General features: G+C 74.1%; 13 protein-coding genes. 7 read left to right on the forward strand and 6 right to left on the reverse strand.

The window, feature by feature from the left end; genetic code table 11:
* Positions 1-6: 6 nt before the first annotated feature.
* Complete coding sequence (locus WME90_RS00680; RefSeq protein WP_437279103.1) at positions 7-261, reverse strand: YdeI/OmpD-associated family protein; 255 nt, start codon at positions 259-261, stop codon at positions 7-9.
* A gap of 165 nt (positions 262-426) precedes the next feature.
* On the opposite strand from WME90_RS00680, the gene WME90_RS00685 reads away from it, so the two are divergent.
* Genes WME90_RS00685 through WME90_RS00700 form a run of 4 tightly spaced genes read left to right on the forward strand, consistent with a single transcriptional unit; the run spans position 427 to position 3,462 of the window.
* Positions 427-1,335 (forward strand): hypothetical protein, encoded by a 909-nt coding sequence (locus WME90_RS00685; RefSeq protein WP_437279104.1) that lies wholly within the window; start codon positions 427-429, stop codon positions 1,333-1,335.
* Between the two features lie 2 nt (positions 1,336-1,337).
* Positions 1,338-2,114: a hypothetical protein gene (locus WME90_RS00690; RefSeq protein ID WP_437279105.1), complete on the forward strand. Its 777-nt coding sequence runs from the start codon at positions 1,338-1,340 to the stop codon at positions 2,112-2,114.
* Positions 2,111-3,013 (forward strand): DUF692 domain-containing protein, encoded by a 903-nt coding sequence (locus tag WME90_RS00695; protein WP_437279106.1) that lies wholly within the window; start codon positions 2,111-2,113, stop codon positions 3,011-3,013. Before WME90_RS00690 ends, WME90_RS00695 begins: the two co-directional genes overlap by 4 nt.
* Entirely contained in the window at positions 3,010-3,462 is a 453-nt protein-coding gene (locus WME90_RS00700; RefSeq protein WP_437279107.1) for a hypothetical protein, read from the forward strand. Before WME90_RS00695 ends, WME90_RS00700 begins: the two co-directional genes overlap by 4 nt.
* 125 nt (positions 3,463-3,587) lie before the next feature.
* Here the strand turns inward: WME90_RS00700 and WME90_RS00705 are convergent, their stop codons facing one another.
* Positions 3,588-4,283, reverse strand: coding sequence for a Uma2 family endonuclease (locus WME90_RS00705; protein WP_437279108.1), 696 nt, complete (start codon positions 4,281-4,283; stop codon positions 3,588-3,590).
* A 115-nt stretch (positions 4,284-4,398) separates the two neighbouring features.
* On the opposite strand from WME90_RS00705, the gene WME90_RS00710 reads away from it, so the two are divergent.
* From WME90_RS00710 to WME90_RS00720, 3 genes are all read left to right on the forward strand, one after another.
* Entirely contained in the window at positions 4,399-6,417 is a 2,019-nt protein-coding gene (locus WME90_RS00710) for a hypothetical protein (RefSeq protein ID WP_437279109.1), read from the forward strand.
* Positions 6,418-6,486: 69 nt separating this feature from the next.
* Positions 6,487-6,624 carry a hypothetical protein gene (locus WME90_RS00715; protein ID WP_437279110.1) on the forward strand — a complete coding sequence of 46 codons (138 nt, stop codon included), beginning with the start codon at positions 6,487-6,489 and terminating at the stop codon, positions 6,622-6,624.
* A gap of 146 nt (positions 6,625-6,770) precedes the next feature.
* On the forward strand, positions 6,771-9,656 hold the full coding sequence (locus WME90_RS00720; protein ID WP_437279111.1) for a poly(A) polymerase: 2,886 nt from the start codon (positions 6,771-6,773) through the stop codon (positions 9,654-9,656).
* A 79-nt stretch (positions 9,657-9,735) separates the two neighbouring features.
* On the opposite strand, the gene WME90_RS00725 is transcribed toward WME90_RS00720, so the two are convergent.
* From WME90_RS00725 to WME90_RS00740, 4 genes are all read right to left on the reverse strand, one after another.
* Complete coding sequence (locus WME90_RS00725) at positions 9,736-10,503, reverse strand: thaumatin family protein (protein ID WP_437279112.1); 768 nt, start codon at positions 10,501-10,503, stop codon at positions 9,736-9,738.
* 173 nt (positions 10,504-10,676) lie between these two features.
* On the reverse strand, positions 10,677-11,681 hold the full coding sequence (locus WME90_RS00730) for a hypothetical protein (RefSeq protein ID WP_437279113.1): 1,005 nt from the start codon (positions 11,679-11,681) through the stop codon (positions 10,677-10,679).
* 177 nt (positions 11,682-11,858) lie between these two features.
* A complete protein-coding gene (locus tag WME90_RS00735) occupies positions 11,859-12,542 on the reverse strand; it encodes a lamin tail domain-containing protein (RefSeq protein WP_437279114.1) in 684 nt (227 codons plus the stop codon).
* Between the two features lie 93 nt (positions 12,543-12,635).
* A complete protein-coding gene (locus tag WME90_RS00740; RefSeq protein WP_437279115.1) occupies positions 12,636-14,060 on the reverse strand; it encodes a M20 family metallopeptidase in 1,425 nt (474 codons plus the stop codon).
* Between the last annotated feature and the right edge of the window lie 159 nt (positions 14,061-14,219).

Here is a 14,219-nt window from a genome sequence, read left to right on the forward strand (position 1 = left end):
AAGACCTCATGTCTTCGCCGATGCCGGATGCTCCATGTTCATGTAAACCCCGCCCGCTTCGAGCTCATCCAGCATCTGGCGGAGGCGCTTTTCCCTGGTCTCCTCCCGCTTCGCGCGGGTGATCCACCCGATATAATCGTTTTGCTGGTAGGCGGGGCGGGCTCTGTAAGCGTCCACCAGGCCACGCTCGTCCAGCGCGCGCTCGACGAAATCGGGGATTGGGTGTCTGGGCCGCCTCAGGCCTGACGGGTCGGCGCCCATGGCTCCCTGGTTATACCGACGCCCGGCATGGAGGTGAAGCGGAGGCTCGCGCCGTCCGGGGCGCGGCGCCTCACGGGCGGCGCGCCTTGCAGGCGGGGCGCGACCTTCGGATCGATGAAACTTTCGCGGCCATGGGGCGTCTCAGCTCTCCGGAGGTTCCGCCCGATGCCCGGACGTCGTGGTCTCTTCCTTCCGTTCTCCCTTCTGTACCCGGCGCTTCTCTCCGCCGGGTGTGCCCAGCCGATCGACGCTCCGGACGCGACCGCGTACGTGCTGCTCGATCCCGCGGCGCGCGCTCGCTGGACCGTGTCGAGCGACGGCTGGCAAGGCGCGCCGATCCTGCCGGTCGCCCTCGACGTGGAGGAGCCTGCCTTGCTGCGCGGCCCGGAGCGCGCGGAGCCGATCGCGCTGCGCGCGGGCATGCTCGCGCACGTGCGCGGCGCGGAGGGCGAGGTCCGCTGGCTCGCGCTCGGGGAGGAGGCGCGGGACGACCGCCTGACGCTGCACGCGAGCGAAGCGGCCGCGGCGGAGCTCGCGGCGCTCGTCGGCGGCGAGATCTCCGCGCGCCGCGACGGCATGTGGACGCTCACGGCGCCGGACCTGATCGAGCGGGGCTCCTTCCTCGATCCGCCCGAGGGGGTGTTCGAGGCCCTGCCCGTCGTGCAGCGCGATCCGGACGATCGCGCCGCGTTCACGCCCTCGGCGGCGCAGGACGCCCTCGACGCGCTCGCCGCCGTGCCCGCGGCCGCCAGAGGCGGCGCGCTGGGGCCTGGCAGCGCGGAGGCGGAGCTGGTCGGCCTCTACGCCGCGGGGCTGCGGACGCTCCTCCTGGACGCCTCCGGCGGCTTCACGCTCGAGGACCGCTGCACCGGAGAGGTGCTCGCGACCGGCGAATACTCGGCCGCGGGCGATCGCGTGGTGCTGCGATCGGCCGGGGCGGCGCCGATCGTGCTGGGTCGGGATCGGGATAGGCTGCTCCAGCCGGGCTTGGCGGCCTTCGCGCCGCTCACGCCCGAGCCGTCGGGGCGCGGCGAGTCGGAGAGCGAGCTGCTCGGGAACGGCGGCGAGGAGTGACCATGAAGCGCAGGCAATTGCTCGGAGCGACTGCAGCAGGGCTCGCGGCCACCGCGTGGCCCGCGTTCATCCGCGACGCGTTCGGCGACGGCGCCGCGTGCGACGCGCAGGGGAGGCCCGCGGCCGTCTCGGGGTCGGTGGCCCAGGTCTCGGCCGCGTTCCGCCGCGCCCGGCAGGCGAGCAGGGCGCTGCTCGTCTTCGTCATCCCCGCCGACGAGAGCGCCAAGTGGGATCGCGGGCATGTGTTCGGCGAGCTGCTCAACTTCGGCGCGGACGTGGATCTCGCCCCGCTCGCGGGCGTCGAGGTCGTCTGCGCGACCATGGCCGATCTGAAGAAGCTCGTGCCCGGCGCCGGCAACGGGGAGCCGCTCATGGTGGTGGTCAGGACCGACAAGGTGCCCGTCGCCGCGACGCAGCTCGACGTCGCGCTCCCGAGCTACGACGGCATGCGCCGCGTCGCGACCGGGAGCCGGGAGGAGCAGCTGAAGCACGACGACGCGATCGCCGCGCAGCGGATCGGCGCGCTCGGGGCGCTGCTCCGGAGGGGCCTTGGCGCCGAAGCGCGCAACGTGGAGGCCCGGGCCGCGAGCGTGCGCGCGCGGCTCGTGAAGGCGCCGCCGGCGGGCGCACACTGGGCGCTCGCCAGCGGGTGCGGGATCGACGTCGAGGGGGCCGAGAACAGCGGGGCCATGGCCTGCGGCATGGGGCACGTGCCCGCCAAATCCAGGCGCTTCCTGTACTTCTTCTCGGTCGACGGACGCGGGGCATCCACGCGTTGATCCCGGTCGGCCTCACGCTCCAGCCCGACGCGGCGTTCCTCGACCTGCTCGCCGAGGTGATCCTGCGCGACGCCGACTACTACGAGGTGGCGCCCGAGACGCTCTGGCGCGTGCCGGACGCCGCCGAGGCCGATCTCCAGGAGAACGGCTTTCACCGCCGCTTCGCCGAGCTCGCGCGCCGGTCGGATCGGCCGTTCGTCGCCCACGGCGTCGGCTTGTCGCTCGGCGGCGCGTCCGCTGCGGACGCGGGCCGGCGCGCCCGCTGGCTCGCGGCCCTCCGGCGCGACAACGCGATCTTTCGCTTCCGCTGGTACACAGATCACCTCGGGATCAGCGCGCCCGCCGGGCTTTCGGTCGGGCTGCCGCTCCCGGTGCCCATGAGCGCGCACAGCGCCGCGGTCGCCCGCCGCGCGCTCCGGGCGATGCAGGCCGTCGTGGAGGACGTCGGCGTCGAGAACAGCGTCAGCTACTTCGTGCTCGGCGACCCGCTCGATGAGCCGCGCTTCCTCGGTCGCATCCTGAGGGCGCCGCGGACGCACCTGCTGCTCGACCTGCACAACGTGTACACCATGGCGGAGAACTTCGGCTTCGATCCGGCGGAGTACGTGGCCCGGCTCGATCTCACGCGGGTGATCGAGATCCACCTCTCCGGCGGCGGCCCGAGCGATCCGGGGTGGCTGCCTTCCGGCCGGGTGCTGCGGCTCGACGGCCACGACGACGCCGTGCCGGAGCCGGTGTGGCGCCTCCTGAACGAGGTCGCGCCGCGCTGTCCGAACCTGCGCGGGGTGACCCTGGAGCGCATGGAGGGCACGGTGCACGGCGCGGACGACGCGGCCGCCGTGCGGGAGGAGCTCCGCCGCGCCCGGCGTGCGCTCGGCCGGCGCGGGAGGCGCGGATGACGCGCGCGGCCCGGGGCGGCGGGCGCGCGATGCGCGGCGGCGCAGGGGAGCGCTCGCCGGCGCGGCCGGCGCGGCTGACCGGGGCCCGGGCGCACGCGCGGTACGAAGCGCTCGTGGCCCGCGCGATGACCGCCGAGGATCCCGTGGCCGCGCTGCGCGCCGCGGCCGAGGATCCGGCGCTGCCGCCCGCGCTCCGGCGTGCGCTGCTCGGCGCGGACGAGGACGGCGTGCGGCTATCGGCGCTGCTCGTGGCGCGGCTCCGCTTCGAGCGGCTCCTGCGCGGCTCGCCCGAGGCCGAGGCGTGGTTCGACCGCGATCCTGCGGAGTTCAGCGCCGCGTTCCGGCGCTACCACGCCGAGGTGCCGCCCACCGCCTTTTTCCCCCCGGGCGAGGCCCGCCTGTTCCGCCGCTGGATCGAGGCGCGATCCGCGCCTGCGCGCGCCCGATGACCTAGCCGCTCAAGCGTGGCAGAGCGGTTGGGCGGCGGTCCAAGGCGTCCTCTGCCGCGAGCGCGTCGAGGATCTTGTTGGCCTCGTCGGAGATGGTGAAGTTGACCCGGTGGATGCCGACGGGGCTAGCCGCCTCGTCGGCGCAGCTCGGCCTCGAGCTCGGCGATGCGCCGCTCCGCCGTCGCGCGGGCGGCCTGCTCGGCCTCGGCGCGGCGTCGCTCCGCCTCCTCAGGGGTCGGGACGAGCTCCGCCCCGTCGGGGGTGCGGGCGAGACGAAGCGCCGCCGGCTGGCCTGCGGCAGGGACGATGACCCAGTGCAGATTGAGCACGGTGCACGGGCTGCGTTCCCCTTCGACGACGCGCTCGATCAGATCGTCGTCGATGCGATCCCAGACCCGCAGCCGCTCTCCTGGCGCGGCTTCAGGATCGAACGCGACGAGCTCCAGCACGCCGAGCTCGTGGTACTTGCGGAGCTTGTCGGCCCACGTGCGTGGATCCGAGTCGTGCTCGCTCACGATCTCGACGGCGAGCTCAGGGGCACCACGCTCCCACGTCTTCCAGGAGCCGAACGGCGTGTCAGGGGTGCCGAGCCGGACAAAGGCGTCCGGCGCCAGACACCGGCTCGGATCCGACGCGGACCAGTAGACGAACTGGCCGGATCCGATCGACGCGTGATCCGCGAAGGTCTTGAGCACGACATAGAGCAGGGTCCTGAGCTCCAGGTGGCGCTTGGTCTCCGGCACGAAGGCCGCTTCCGGGAAGTGGAGCGGGGAAGGCGCGCGAACGTGGCGGAGCCGGCGCGAGAGCGCGGCGCGCTGCATGGGAGACAGTATCCACGCGTCGTGTGTGTACGTCGACCGCGACGCGGCTCGGTTTGCTCGCTTCGTCGAGATCGCCTCGAATCCGTCGCGGCGCGCGCCGGTGTAGCCTGGCAGCGTGCGCCCCCGCCGCCGCCATCACGCCCTCGCCCTCGCCGCGCTGGCGGCCAGCGCCGGCATCGCCGGGTGCTCGCGGTGGCCATCCGAGGGGCCCTCCGCGGCGCGCCAGGATGTCCGGAGGGCAGAGGGGCAGCCGTCCGCCGCGCCGCCCTCTCCGGCCGCTTCCGGCGGCTTCGTCGCGGGAGGGCCGCAGCCCGCCGCCGCGCCGCAGGGAACCCCGCCGCAAGCGCGGCCTCTCCTGCTCCTCACGGACCCTGCCGTTCTCGCCGAGCTCGAGGCCGCGGGCCTCGACTTCGGCTCGGTGCTCACGGGTGCGCCGCGCGCGCCGGCCGCGCTCTCCGCGCTCTCCCGCACCGCCGAGCTCGCCTCGATCGCGCGCGTGCTCGCCGACGACCTGCGGCAGGTCCAGCGCGCCGATCCGAGGAGCGGGACGACCATCGCGCGCCACGCGCACCGCCTCTTCGACGAGCGGTGGCTCTCGGCAGAGGGCGCCCGCTTCGAGCTCATCGGCGTGGTGAACCGGATGGATCGCCGCCCGTTCCACGCCTCCGCCTGTGGCGAGACCCGCCTCGTGTACCGGCTGGCCTACGCCGCGAAGACCGCGGGCGGCGCTGCGGGCGCCCCCGCCGCAATGCCTGCCCCCGCGGCCACCTCGCGCCTCCCGATGACCGCGTCGTTCGAGCTGCTCGCGCCCGCCGGCGACGCGCTCTCGTGCCGCCGCCTCGCGCAGGCCTGGTCGCGCGCGGCGGAGCTCTCCGGGCCGGCGCTCGCCCGCTGGCTCACCTCGAGCGACGGGCCGCTCGCTCGCCCCGCCACCGATCGCGCGAACCTCGCCCGGCTCGTTGTGAACCTGCAGAGCGTCCGCTGGCCGTCCACCGTGCGTCCGGACCTCGGCGGGCACGCGGAGTACGTGCTCCGCGCTTTCCGCTGGGACGCCCGCGCCGGGCGCTACGCGCCCCTCGCCCTCGAGAACACCCCCGACGTCGCCCGGCTCTCGCGCGACCGGGCGCAGCGCGAGCGGCTGCGCGCCTGGCTGTCGGCCCCCGAGAACCTGGCGCGCCTCGACAACGGGACCGCGCTCCTGCCCGAGGAGTTCCTCGCCACGAAAGCGCTGTCGGCGACGCCTCACGGGCTCGCGCGCCGCGCCAACCGCCCCTTCCGCGTCCTGTTCGAGCCCCGCGACTTCGCCGGCCTCGACTTCGGCCGTCTCTCGCGCGTCCGCTCGCCCGAGGGGTTGCTCCGGCGGCTCGACCAGATGACCTGCCCCGGGTGCCACCAGAGCGGGTCCGTCGCCGGCTTCCACCTGCTCGGGCAGGAGCCCCCCGGTCGCGTCCACGACGCGCTGTTCACCGTCGAGTCCGCGCACCTCGCGGGCGATCTCCCGCGCCGGCGGGCGGTGGTCGAGGCCATCGCTCGAGGCGCCGCCCCGGACTACGAGGTGCCGTATCCCGAGCGAGGCGACGGCACGCGCGGCGGGTACGGCGCGCGCTGCGGGCTGGGCGACCCGAGCTTCGCGGACTGGGGCTGCGGGGAAGGGCTCGTGTGCTCCGCGTACGATGCGCCCCTGGAGGACCGCGCGACCGTCGGTGTCTGTCTGCCGGCGACTCCGGAGGTCGGCGATCCGTGCCAGGTCGGCGCCGTCGTCGCCCACGCCGACCCGCACCGCGACCGCGCCTCGCCGCCGCAGGAGGGGGCGTGCCCGCTCGCGGCGGTGTGCAACACGAGCCCTGTCGGGTTCCCCGGCGGCATGTGCACCGGCAGCTGCGTCGGGCTCCCGGAGGAGGGCGTCTGCGGCGCCATCGCCGTGCTCGACCCGTTCAACCGCTGCCTCGCCCGCGGGACGGTGTTCACTGAGTGCCTGAGCCGCCACGTCACGCCCGCGGGCCTGCGCCGCTGCTCGGGCGAGGCGCCCTGCCGCGAGGACTACGTGTGCGCCAGGACGAGCTCGGGCGAGGGGGCGTGCATCCCGCCGTACTTCCTGTTCCAGCTCAGGGTCGACGGCCACGCGGTGCCTTGACCCGCCGGCGCCCCGCGGCGCCGCCAAATTCAACCAGCCCAGCCCAGTGGTCGGATCCGGCCACCACCGATGAATCTCTGGCCGGAGGCTGTCGAGAGCCTCCCCGGAGAGATGAATCTCTGGCCGGAGGCTGTCGAGAGCCTCCCCGGAGAGATGAACCTCTGGCCGGAGGCTGTCGAGAGCCTCCCCGGAGAGATGAAACTCTAGCCGGAGGCTGTCGACAGCCTCTCCGGAGAGACGAGTCTCTGGCCGGAGGCTGTCGAGAGCCTCCCCGGAGAGATGAACCTCTGGCCGGAGGCTTCCGTTGGCCGCTACACTGGACGATTCGCGTGAAGGAGACCTAAAAGATCGCGATGCGTACGAGCGAGGAGATCTACCACCGCATCCGCTGGGATGCGCGCCTCGATCCCGCACGCTTCGTGATGGGCATCGACGTGCACGCGGCGGAGCCCAAGCGCGTCCCGCTGCCGGCCTTCGTGCCGGGGGGCGACCTGCCCTGGCATCGGGTCGTGTACATCGAGGCCGAGGGCGAGCGGGTCTGGGATCGTCAGACGGGCCTCGACTCCCTCGACACGACGCAGGCCGGCCGGGTGCGCGCGCCGCAGCGGCTGCGGCCGCCGTTCTTCACGGCGCGCGCGGCCATGCGCTGGGACGCGACGGAGGGCCGCTGGGCGCCGGCCGAGGCCGCGGCGCCCCAGTTCACGCCGGGGGCGAGCGCGCGGCTGCGCGTCCTCTCGTGGAACACGCTCTGGGACCGCCACGACGCCGAGCGCATCCACACCGCGCGGCGCCGGCCGCTGCTCGTCGAGGCGCTCGGCCGCGCCGACGCCGACGTGATCGCGCTGCAGGAGGTCGAGCTGCCGCTGCTCGATCTCCTGCTCGGCGCCGGCTGGGTCCGCGCCGGCTACACCGTCAGCGACGGGCCGCGCGGGCGCGACGTCGAGACCTGCCACCTGCTGCTCCTGAGCCGGCTGCCGGTGATCGAGGTGGGGTGGCACGCCCTGGGGAAGTACAAGGCCGCCGTCGCGATGACGCTGGCGCTCGCGGGAGAGCCGCTCGTCGTGGTGACCACGCACCTCACGAGCGATCACGCGGAGGAGGGGGCACGCAAACGCGCGGCCGAGCTGGAAGACCTCGCCGTGGGCCTCTCCGCCGTCGAGGGCGATCTGATGCTGCTGGGCGACCTCAATGACGGCGGGCCGGGTCCCGCGTCGAAGCTCGGCCTCGTGGACGCCTGGCTGGAGGCCCGCGGCGCCGGGGACGAGGCGCCCACGTTCGATCCCACCGTCAACCCGCTGGCCGCCGTCTCGTCGCTGACCGGCCGCGCCTCCCGGCTGGATCGTGTGATGTTTCGCGGGGCGGCGCTGCGCCCGATCACCGCCGATCTGGAAGGGACGACGCCGCTTCCGCCGGATGGCCTGTTCCTGTCCGACCATTACGGCGTCCGTGTCGAGCTCTCCGTCGGCGAGGCGCCGGGCGAGGTCCTCGACGTGGCGACGACCGCGCGCACGGCCCTCGCGTGGGTACCGCCCGAGCCGCTCTGGCCCGAGATCCAGGCCATCCGCGCGCTCCACGACCCGCAGATCGACCGCTGGCCGCCGCACGTGAACCTCCTGTTCGGCTTCGTGCCCGAGTCGAGCTTCGAGGCGGCCCTCCCGCTCCTGTCGGCCGCCGCGCGCGAGGTCGGCCCGTTCCCCGCGGTGCTGGAGGGGACGCGCTCGTTCCGGCACGGCGCGGACGCCACCGTCTGGCTCGACCCGGCCGCGGGCGGCAAGGATCCGTGGGCGCGGCTGCACCAGGCGCTGGCGCGCCGCTTTCCGCGGTGCGTGGGGCGCGCCGAGGGCTATACGCCCCACCTGACCCTGGGCCGCGTGGACGACCCGGCGCGCGTGCAGCCCGGCTGGGCCGCGCAGCTCGGCCGCCGCGAGGCCGCGGTCGGCGAGCTGGTCCTGCTGTCGCGGCGCGGCGCCGAGCCGATGCAGGTGCGGGCCTCGGTCGCGCTGGGCAGCGGCTCGGTGCGCTGGGCGGCCGAGCCCGCGCCGGCCGCGTCCCCCCGCGCTCCGAAGCCCGACCGCGCGTCAGCGCTCGTGGCCCGGCTGAAGGCGGCCCTGCCCGGGGGCGCGCTCCACGTCACGGGCTCGCGGCGGCTCGGCTGCGCGCTGCCCGGCGCGGACCTCGACCTCGTCGCCGCCCTGCCGGGGCCCATCGATCTCGACGCCGTCGAGGTCCAGGTGCGCTCGGCCCTGCCCGAGGCGTCGACCGTGCGGCGCGTGCAGGCGATCCGCGTGCCGTGCCTCGAGCTCTGCGCGGTTGGCCTGGACGCGGACCTGACGCTCGTCGACGCGGGCGCGGTGCGACCCGAGCACGCCGTCGCGCGGCGCCTCGAGCTGGGCGAGGCCGCCGCGGTGGCCCTGAGCGCCGTCACCGACGCCGACGCGCTGCTCGAGGCTGTCGATGCGGCGTCCGCTCCCTCCGCCGCTCCTCGGCGCCGCGAGGCGTTCCTGGCGCTGGCCCGCGCCGTCAAGGCATGGGCTCGCGCAAAGGGCATCGACGCTGCGCCGTTCGGCGGTCTGCCGGGCATCGCATGGCTCGTCCTGGCCGCGCGGGTCGTCTGCGACGCCCCGGACCTGGAGCCCGGGCCCCTGCTGTCCCGCTTCTTCGGCGCCTGGGCAGCCTGGGATTTTCGCCGGCCTATCGCGCTGGATCCTTCGGCTCCGGCGGTCGGCACGCCCGGGGATCCCGTGCGCATCGCGACGCCGACGGCGCCCGTGCGCTCGTGCAGCGATACCGTCGGCGCCGCCGCCCTCGCGACGCTGTCCGACGAGCTGTACTCCGCCTGGGAAGCCGTGGAGTCGGCCCTGGCCGCCGGCCGCGATCCGCTGCCCGATCTGCTCGCGCCCCCGCCGCTGCACCGGCGCCACGCCGCCTGGGCCGTGATCACCGTCGAGGCGCCCGAACCCGAGGGCGTGGCTTCCGGCCTGGGCTGGGTGCGCGGCCGGATCCGCGCGCTGCTCTCGTCCTTCGAGCGCGCCGGGATCGGGGATCTGCGGGCCTGGCCTCATGCATTCGACAGGGGCCCGCGCCTCGCCCGCCATGCCATCGGGCTGGGCAAGAGCCCGCCTGTGGCCGCGGCCCTCGAGAAGCTCGCGGCTCCCTGGGCTGCGGGCCTGCACGGGGTGCACGTCGCGTGGGTCGAGGGCGGCGGGGTGCCGACGCTGCGCGCTGAACAGGGCGCGTGAGCGCCTCGAGAGGGGTTCGCCGCACGTCGCCCAGCGCCTGCGTGGTGGCGCGGGTGCAGCCGGGATGTGAGCGCGCAGATCAGGGGCAAAACACGATGTCGTAGTCTTCCCCGGCGCAGGCGGCCATCGACTCCTGGTCATCCCCGGACCACGAATACGCGTCCTTGCACTGCTCCTCGAAGTACGCGGCCACGGGGTTCGTGGCATCGTCCCGAGCAGGGCTCACGCAGGAGATCGTCGCGCCGCTCTCGTCCTTGTAGCGGCCCTCCTCCGGGCACTGCGCGAGCAGGCTCGTCGGGCACGACAGCGTCCGGCAGTCCGGCATGTCGATGGGCACGATCGCCAGGGGGAGGTTGTGCGCGTCCACGTGGCTGATGTTGTACCAATCGAAGTCGTTGAAATCGGTGTTGAGGGTCATCTCGGCCAGCGTGTATCGGCCCCCGCCGGGGTCCGACCCGGCATATGCCCAGTAGCGCAGCGACGACAGCGGCTCCTCGCTGGTGCCCACGTCGCGGCACGCGAACTGCCCCGGGCCGAGCTCCCCACCGTCGATGAGGCTCCCCATGAACTGGAGCGGCTTGTCGCACTTGTTGACGAAGGTCAGGGTGGACTTCCCATCTCCGGGGGTGCGGCAGCCGGCCTCGACCGGATCGCCGGGCGGCTGGCCTGTCGACGAGCTGCTGGCTTCGCTCGATGAAACTCCGCCGGTCGAGCCGGACGCGGAGCCGACCGAGGTGGATCCGCCGCCCGTCGCGCCGGAGGAGGCGTCCTGCTCGGGGGCTGCACAGCCGGCTTCGAGTAGCGCGATGGCGAGCAGCGCGGCTGCAGCCTTCCCATGGTGCGACATGGCAGTCTTCCTTGCGGTCTCGGTGGCGGGAGGAGGATGAGGATACAGAAAGCCTCGTTCACCGAGAAGCCGTGTCCTCATCGGGCCGGCGACCACCTCGAACACGGCCCCTCCGAAGCGCTTTGACCACACGTGAACACCGACCAGCGCGGCTGTGGGACGTCGGGCGCCGTTCAGGGCGCCTGGCAGGACACGCGGTGGATAGGCGCCTCTTCCCCTTCGCCGATCGTCACGTAGTCCCATCCGCCGGGCACCCACGCGATCGCCTCGGCCTGCTCCTCGTCGGGCGACGGCAGCACGCAGGGCGGTTCGGCCAGCGCCTGCGCCACCGTCTGATCCAGTGTCATTGGGTAGTAGAGCACGTGTGAGGACGTGCGCAGCAGGACGCCCGTGCCGTCCGGGTGGACGTCGCCGCCGGTGAAGCGCGCGCTTCCGGCGGGCGGCTCGATGGATCCCGCTCGGACGAGCGTCGCCGGCGCGCCCGCGGCGGGCAGCGCTGGCAGCTCGTAGACGCCCGAGGTGCCCTTGTTGACCTTCGTCACGAGGGTGAGCGCTCCGGTGGTGGGGTGAACGAGCAGCGTCTCCGCGTCGTGGTCTCCGTCGGGGTACGAGAGCACGAACACCTCGGCGGTCGAGGCGAGCGGCCCTCCTTCGAGCGTCTCCGGCTCCGGCACGCCGTAGATCGTGTAGCTGTCGCGCTCGCCGTCGTTGTCGCCGATGTCCGCGAGGAACAGGCAGCTACCCCCGCCCGTACGGCAGGGACCGCGCGCGATGTCCTCCCAGTCGAGCGCGGCCGCGCCGGCCACGTTCACCTCGGCCCGCAGCGCGCCGTTGAGCCCGATCGCGAAGAACCTGGGGTCGTCGCCGTGGTCGTTGTGAACATAGAGCACGTCCGGGTGCAGCCCGCTGGCGACGACGCCGGAGCACTCGTCGATGTCGCCCTGCGGGAGCGCGCCGGCCCGCGTGATCCCGGCGCAACGAGGGCAGCCCGACTCCCGCACCTCCGGCGGATCCGAGGCCCCGCAAGCCGGCAGGAGCAGCGAGAGCGCGAGCGCCGGCGCCGCCCAGCGCCGCGCCGAGGCGCCCGGTGCAGGCCCGCCACCCGGACGAGGCGTCCGGAGGCGGCGTGGTGGTAGCTGCGGGGCGCGGAGGATCTCGATCGCAGGCGTCGGTGACATGAGCATCGCGGTTCGATGACGTTTTCGCACGCATCGGTCTGCTCGGCACGGCCGCTCGGCAGGTCGGGATCGGCGCCGGCGGCCGACGGGGGAGGGGGAAGGGACGAGGCTTCGCCGGGGCGCCAGGGGACCGTGGCTCCGCCGGGGCGCCAGGAGGCCGTGGCTCCGCCGGGGGCGCTAGGGCGGCGTGTTCGCCGCCCCGGGGGTCGGCGCCGTGGCGGCGCCCTCGCCGGTCAGATCGGGCAGCCTGCCCCACGTCTGCCCATCTGCTGCCGCCTCGGTCGGGTACTCGAGCTTGGCGAGCACCTTGTCGCTCTCGGAGATGAGGTAGACGGTCTCGCCCCTGGAGGCGCTCACCTTCCACGTCGCATAGAAACAGCTGCTCGGGCCGCCGTCCGGCAGGCACGCGGTGTGGGGCCCAGGGCCGTCCTCGGGCACCTGGTCGCCGAGGATGAGCAGGTAGGCGCCCGGGGCGAGCTGCGTGCCCTCGGGGAACCTGAGCGCGTCGGCCGTGTTGCACGCCCCGTTCTCGTCGGAGTCGCACAGGCCGAGCCCGCCGAGGTCGGCCGGCCCCGTGCCCGTGTTGCCGAGCTCGATCCAGTCGGCGCCCTTGGCCGAGATCTCGTTCACCACGACGGTCGTCGTCGCGGTCCCGCCGCCCGTCCCCCCTTGGTCGCCGCCGCCTGCGCCGCCCGTCCCCCCTTGGTCGGCGCCGCCTGCGCCGCTGGAGCTCTGGGACGTGGTGGTTGCGCCCGTGCCGCCCGTGCCCGGCGTACCCGTGTCCCCCGGCTCGTCGCTCGAACCGCAGCCTCCCGCGCAGAGCGCAGCGAGGCAGAGCGCGGCGAATCGAAATTGTGCCATCACGATGTTCTCCTCGGCGCCCAGCACACGGCGATCCCGGCCGCGTGTCAACCGTCGGCGCGGCGGCGCGCCGGCTCCCGCGCCCTGCGCTCCTCAGCGCGCCCGCGCCGCGTGGTCCGCGATCACGCTCGCCACGCAGCAGGTCAGCTTCTTCCCCATGCCGAGGTGCAGGAACTCGTTCGGGCCGTGCGCGTTCGATTGCGGCCCGAGCACGCCGGTGATGAGGAACTGCGCCTCCGGGAACTTTTCTCCCAGCATCGCCATGAACGGGATCGTCCCGCCCTCGCCGATCCCCATCGCCTGCCGGCCGAAGTAGGCCTTCGACGCCTTGCGCACCGCCGCCTCGAGCCAGGGCGCCGTCGCCGGCGCGTCCCATCCGGCCGACGGTTCGCTCACGTGGAAGCGGACCTCCGCGCCGTACGGCGGGTCTTTCTCCAGCGCCTCCTTCAGGGCGGCCGCCGCCTTCCTCGGGTCGAGGCGCGGCGGGAGGCGCATCGAGAGCTTCGCCCTCGTGAACGGGCGCAGCACGTTGCCCGCGCTGGCGATGGGCGGCAGGCCGTCGGCGCCCGTCACGGAGAGCGCGGGGCGCCAGGTGCGGTTCAGGAGGAGCTCCGCCGTGTCGCCCGTCACCGGGCACGCGCCCTGCACCCAGGGCAGCTCGCACACGACCGACGCGCCCAGCGTCTCGGCCGCGGCCCGCGCCTGCGCGACGCGCTCCTCCGGGATCTTCACGTGCAGCGCGTCGACGAGGACGCGCCCGGTCCGCTCGTCCTCGATGCGCGACAGGAGCTGCCGCAGGATCCGGAAGCTCGACGGCACCACGCCGCTGCCCACGCCCGAGTGGACGCCCTCGCGCAGGATGTTCACCTCGAGCGTGCCCTGGAGCAGCCCGCGGAGCGACGTCGTGGTCCAGAGCTGGTCGTAGTTGCCGCAGCCCGAGTCGAGGCACACGACGAGGCTCGGCTTGCCGATGCGCTCCGCGAGCGCGTCGATGTAGGCCGGCAGGTCCGGGCTGCCGCTCTCCTCGCAGCCCTCGATGAGCACCACGCAGCGAGCGTGCGGGATCCCCTGCTCGTGCAGCAGGCGCAGCGCGGCGAGCGACGCGAAGGCCGAGTAGCCGTCGTCGGCGCCGCCGCGGCCGTAGAGCCTGTCGCCCTCGCGCACCGGCTCCCAGGGGCCGAGCCCCTCGCGCCACCCCGTCATCTCGGGCTGCTTGTCGAGGTGCCCGTAGAGCAGCACCGTGTCGTCGCGCGTGCCCGGCACCTCCATCAGGATCACCGGCGTGCGGCTCCCGATGCGCACCACCTCCACCGTGAGCCCGGGGATCGGCTGCGCCTCGCACCAGGCCGCGATGAGCGACGCCGCCCTGTCCATGTGGCCGTTCTCGCGCCAGGCGGGGTCGAAGGCGGGCGACTTGTTGGGGATGCGGATGTAGTCGTGCAGCGCGGGGACGATCTCCTGCTCCCAGCAGCGCTCGCACGACGCGACGGCTTCACGTTCGTTGAGCTTCGTCAGCATGAACCTCTCCAGGCGGTTGAGGACGGCGGTGATCTCCGGAGAGCGACTCTACAGCGCCCACGACGTGGGTGTACCGCGGACATGGGGGGGTGACATCTTCAACGTTCCAGCACGTGCCAGAGCGTCGAGGCGAGGAGCGCGGGACGGCGGACGGGCGCG

The sequence above is a fragment of the Sorangium sp. So ce375 genome, from assembly GCF_051473855.1.
GTDB lineage: Bacteria > Myxococcota_A > Polyangia > Polyangiales > Polyangiaceae > Sorangium.

Coding starts and splice junctions, on each gene's coding strand:
- WME90_RS00680 (WP_437279103.1), bottom strand. CDS start 261: ATGGGCGCCGACCCGTCAGGCCTGAGGCGGCCCAGACACCCAATCCCC.
- WME90_RS00685 (WP_437279104.1), top strand. CDS start 427: ATGCCCGGACGTCGTGGTCTCTTCCTTCCGTTCTCCCTTCTGTACCCG.
- WME90_RS00690 (WP_437279105.1), top strand. CDS start 1,338: ATGAAGCGCAGGCAATTGCTCGGAGCGACTGCAGCAGGGCTCGCGGCC.
- WME90_RS00700 (WP_437279107.1), top strand. CDS start 3,010: ATGACGCGCGCGGCCCGGGGCGGCGGGCGCGCGATGCGCGGCGGCGCA.
- WME90_RS00705 (WP_437279108.1), bottom strand. CDS start 4,283: ATGCAGCGCGCCGCGCTCTCGCGCCGGCTCCGCCACGTTCGCGCGCCT.
- WME90_RS00715 (WP_437279110.1), top strand. CDS start 6,487: ATGAATCTCTGGCCGGAGGCTGTCGAGAGCCTCCCCGGAGAGATGAAT.
- WME90_RS00720 (WP_437279111.1), top strand. CDS start 6,771: ATGCGTACGAGCGAGGAGATCTACCACCGCATCCGCTGGGATGCGCGC.
- WME90_RS00725 (WP_437279112.1), bottom strand. CDS start 10,503: ATGTCGCACCATGGGAAGGCTGCAGCCGCGCTGCTCGCCATCGCGCTA.
- WME90_RS00730 (WP_437279113.1), bottom strand. CDS start 11,681: ATGTCACCGACGCCTGCGATCGAGATCCTCCGCGCCCCGCAGCTACCA.
- WME90_RS00735 (WP_437279114.1), bottom strand. CDS start 12,542: ATGGCACAATTTCGATTCGCCGCGCTCTGCCTCGCTGCGCTCTGCGCG.
- WME90_RS00740 (WP_437279115.1), bottom strand. CDS start 14,060: ATGCTGACGAAGCTCAACGAACGTGAAGCCGTCGCGTCGTGCGAGCGC.